The organism is Caballeronia terrestris, assembly GCF_001544515.1.
In the GTDB taxonomy this organism is placed as follows: Bacteria; Pseudomonadota; Gammaproteobacteria; order Burkholderiales; family Burkholderiaceae; genus Caballeronia; species Caballeronia terrestris.
Genome location: NZ_FCOL02000237.1, coordinates 1 through 3036, shown reverse-complemented (window position 1 = coordinate 3036; position 3036 = coordinate 1). Strand labels below are relative to the sequence as shown.

Sequence of the window (3036 nt, the reverse complement as noted above, 5' to 3'; positions counted from 1 at the left end):
CCCAATATACGTCGATTGCATTCGGGCGACGTTGCCGCGAAGCGGGTGTGCAACCATCGATGGGTACGGCCGGCGACGCCTACGACAACGCAATGTGCGAATCCTTCTTTGGGACGCTTGAAGCAGAGCTGCTGTTGCGCGAACACTTCGCGACCCATGAACAAGCACGGCGGAGCATCTTCTCGTTCTTGGAAGGTTGGTACAACGTACGCCGTCTGCATAGCAGCATCGGATATTGTTCGCCGCTCGAATTCGAAAAACTCAACGAGAAGCTAGAAACCGTGTCGTCCTGCGGGTTGCCCACCGCCGGGCAGCGTCGTGGTCGTGAGAAGCGACCCGCCGCCCGTCCGTGGACAACCCGCGAATCAACGCTTAACGGAGGCCGGACCACAATGAATTCCTGACTGCGAATCCGTCCGTCCGACCGGGTCAACCTCACAGTCTGTTCGTGAATCTATGGATGTACTTCCTATGGATGCTGTTGTTTGGCCTGCTGGTCGCGCGCAAGCACTATCGACTGAGCCCAACACGACGCCCACCCAGCTTCTGGCTGAACACCCTCGTGACGCTGATCATTCTGCTTGGTCAATCCGTTCAGGACAGCGCCGCAGGAAAGGACGTCTATACGGCATTCGCCATACGCATGGGGCTTTTTATCGCCGTTACTCTCTATGCCTGCCTGATGCTGCAGCTTCTTGATCCACGACGCCGCGCACCGACGCCGCCCGGAGCGTTCAAGTCGCCAACGGAGATTGGTTAATGACCGCGCCAGACGTCCAAATCGAAGCTGTGACTGCGAGCACATGGCGGTTCAACCTCGGGATATATATCTTTGTCCTCGCTTTCGCGTTGTGGCTACTTACCCCGCTCGCCGCATCCCTCGGGACACCGGCGGCGCGGATCGCTGCACTGACGGGTACGATTTTCGTTGCCAACAAGGTTCTGCTGCTGACCTGCATTGCGGTAATGGGAAAGTCCGGATTCCAGCGGCTCATAGGAATCGTTTTCGGCTATGCGAAAGGGCTCGCGCCTAGCGCCACTGTCGGCCCCATTCGGCACGCCATCGGTCTGGTGATGTTCTGTCTTCCACTGATATCGCGATGCTTGAACCCTACATTGATAAATTCTAGCCGGGGCTCAGGCCGAACATCTGGCAGCTTCAGGCGCTAGGTGACATCATGCTGATCGCAAGCTTCTTCGTGCTTGGCGCGGAGTTTTGGAGCAAGCTTCGCGCTCTGTTCGTTCGAACCGCCGCCTAGGTGCTAACATTAAAGTGCAAATGACCGCGATCCAAACATTCATCTGTCGCACCGCTTCGTCGCCGCTTTTCTTGTTCGGCGCCTTCTTCCCCCTGGCTGCAAGCGCACAGGAAGTTTCAATGTTGGCAGGGCCCCTCGTCAGCGGAAGCGCAAACACCTATTCGTGGGCCGCCAGTTATCGCGAGGGTCTGGGACGCTACGCCGCATGGAGCTTCTCCTGGATCAACGAAGGTCATATTCCGGAGCATCATCGAGACGGTCAGACCATACAAGCGTGGGGGCGCCTGCCACTGTGGAACGATCGGCTGGAGTTATCGGTGGGCGCAGGCCCTTATCGGTACTTCGACACGACCGCGGCGAAAGCCGGCGGCGACTATTCGAATACACACGGCTGGGGCGTAGCTTGGAGCATGCGAGCCGCGTATTATTTTGATCGTCGCTGGATTGCCCAAGCGCAACTGAATCATGTCCAGGCGTTTGGCGGCCCTGACACGACCGCGGTGCTATTCGGCTTCGGCTACCAACTGGAATCGAAGGGCGAGCCGGGGCCACGGGAGCGCGCGCTACCACGGACGTCGAAAGTGACGACGAACGAAGTCACCGCGATGGTCGGCAAGACGATTCTGAACAGCGGCAGCTCCGAGTCGGCCACTGCCGGCAGCCTCGAATACCGGCGCGGCGTGTGGCGCTATGCTGATGTGACCGCCTCATACATTCATGAAGGTAGCGAAAATCAGTCGCGCCGCGACGGTGTCGCCGTGCAGCTTTGGGCCACCCGCGCATTCTTCGACGACCGCCTGACGCTGTCGGCCGGCGTCGGCCCGTATGTTGCGATCACACAAAACGATGACCTTCCGCAAAACCGCACGGGCGACGGCCGGATTTCGGCGCTTGTTTCGGTATCAGCGAGCTATCGGCTCGGCCAACACTGGCTCACGCGCGCCACATGGAATCGAGTGGTGACACGCTACAACCGCGACACCGATCTGATAGAGGCTGGAGTCGGATGGCGCTTTTAAACATACTACCGACAATCGTTGTGGTTTGCAGACCAGCGGACCGTGCTCTCTCCGCCGCCCGTTGTCTCTGCAGCGAGGTATGAAATTTTGACGATTTGCAAACATCCGGCGTATTTCATACTGAGGCGGTCCTAACGTTGCGCTAGTTCCAAATTGCGAAACTGAAGTCGACCCGTTCGGACGGACGGATTTGTAGTCAGAGATTCGTCGTGGTTTAGCCCCTCCGTTAAGCGTTGCATCGCGGGTAGCCCACCGACGAGCAGCGGAGTCGCCTTGTACGACCACGACGCTGCCCGTCGGTGGGCAACTCGCAGAACAACACGGTTTTGGTCTTCGCGCTCAGGTTTTCGAGTTCGAGCGGCGAGCAATAGCCGATGCTGCTATGCAGGCGGGGTACGTTGTACCAACCTTCCAAGAACGAGAAGATGCGTCGCCGTGCATGTTCGTGGGTCGTGTAGTGTTCGCGCGATAGCATCTTCCTGCGGTCGGTAAAGCGGTCCACTTGTACGATCTCCACAGGATAGGTCGATGAAGACAAAATGACTGCAACGAGGTCATCCGGATAAAGCGCGAGCGGACCGACGAGCGTATCCAGGTCGGAGTCGCTCATGGTCACCGGTTCGCAGCCGCTTGCTGCCGGAGCCCGGCCGAGCGGGTTCGTGGCTGGAATCAAGAGGCAGCACACTGATATGTATGGACCGTGTCAAGTGCCAAAGGCAGATCTCCGAAGCTTGACGGGTCAAGGGCGGGCGTGAGCC

The 3036-nt window shown here is 58.6% G+C and carries 3 protein-coding genes and 2 pseudogenes; 4 read left to right on the top strand and 1 reads right to left on the bottom strand.

Going from position 1 to position 3036, the window contains the following annotated elements; all coding sequences use genetic code 11:
• From AWB67_RS42620 to AWB67_RS35845, 4 genes and pseudogenes are all read left to right on the top strand, one after another.
• Window positions 1–260 (top strand): annotated as a pseudogene (locus AWB67_RS42620) (transposase); the annotation flags it as partial.
• Window positions 261–442: 182 nt separating this feature from the next.
• Window positions 443–760 (top strand): annotated as a pseudogene (locus tag AWB67_RS35855) (DUF2955 domain-containing protein); the annotation flags it as partial.
• A complete protein-coding gene (locus tag AWB67_RS35850) occupies window positions 760–1170 on the top strand; it encodes a transporter suffix domain-containing protein (RefSeq protein ID WP_235025560.1) in 411 nt (136 codons plus the stop codon). The pseudogene AWB67_RS35855 and the gene AWB67_RS35850, both read left to right, overlap by 1 nt.
• Window positions 1171–1279: 109 nt before the next feature.
• Window positions 1280–2278 carry a DcrB/PsbP domain-containing protein gene (locus tag AWB67_RS35845; protein ID WP_235025559.1) on the top strand — a complete coding sequence of 333 codons (999 nt, stop codon included), beginning with the start codon at window positions 1280–1282 and terminating at the stop codon, window positions 2276–2278.
• A gap of 226 nt (window positions 2279–2504) precedes the next feature.
• Here AWB67_RS35845 and AWB67_RS35840 read toward each other — a convergent pair whose 3' ends face one another.
• Window positions 2505–2888, bottom strand: coding sequence for a DUF3300 domain-containing protein (locus AWB67_RS35840; RefSeq protein ID WP_087660617.1), 384 nt, complete (start codon window positions 2886–2888; stop codon window positions 2505–2507).
• Window positions 2889–3036: the final 148 nt, after the last annotated feature.

Excerpts from the sequence above, each read along its gene's own strand:
- AWB67_RS35840 (WP_087660617.1), bottom strand. The coding sequence starts at position 2,888 with ATGAGCGACTCCGACCTGGATACGCTCGTCGGTCCGCTCGCGCTTTAT.
- AWB67_RS35845 (WP_235025559.1), top strand. The coding sequence starts at position 1,280 with ATGACCGCGATCCAAACATTCATCTGTCGCACCGCTTCGTCGCCGCTT.
- AWB67_RS35850 (WP_235025560.1), top strand. The coding sequence starts at position 760 with ATGACCGCGCCAGACGTCCAAATCGAAGCTGTGACTGCGAGCACATGG.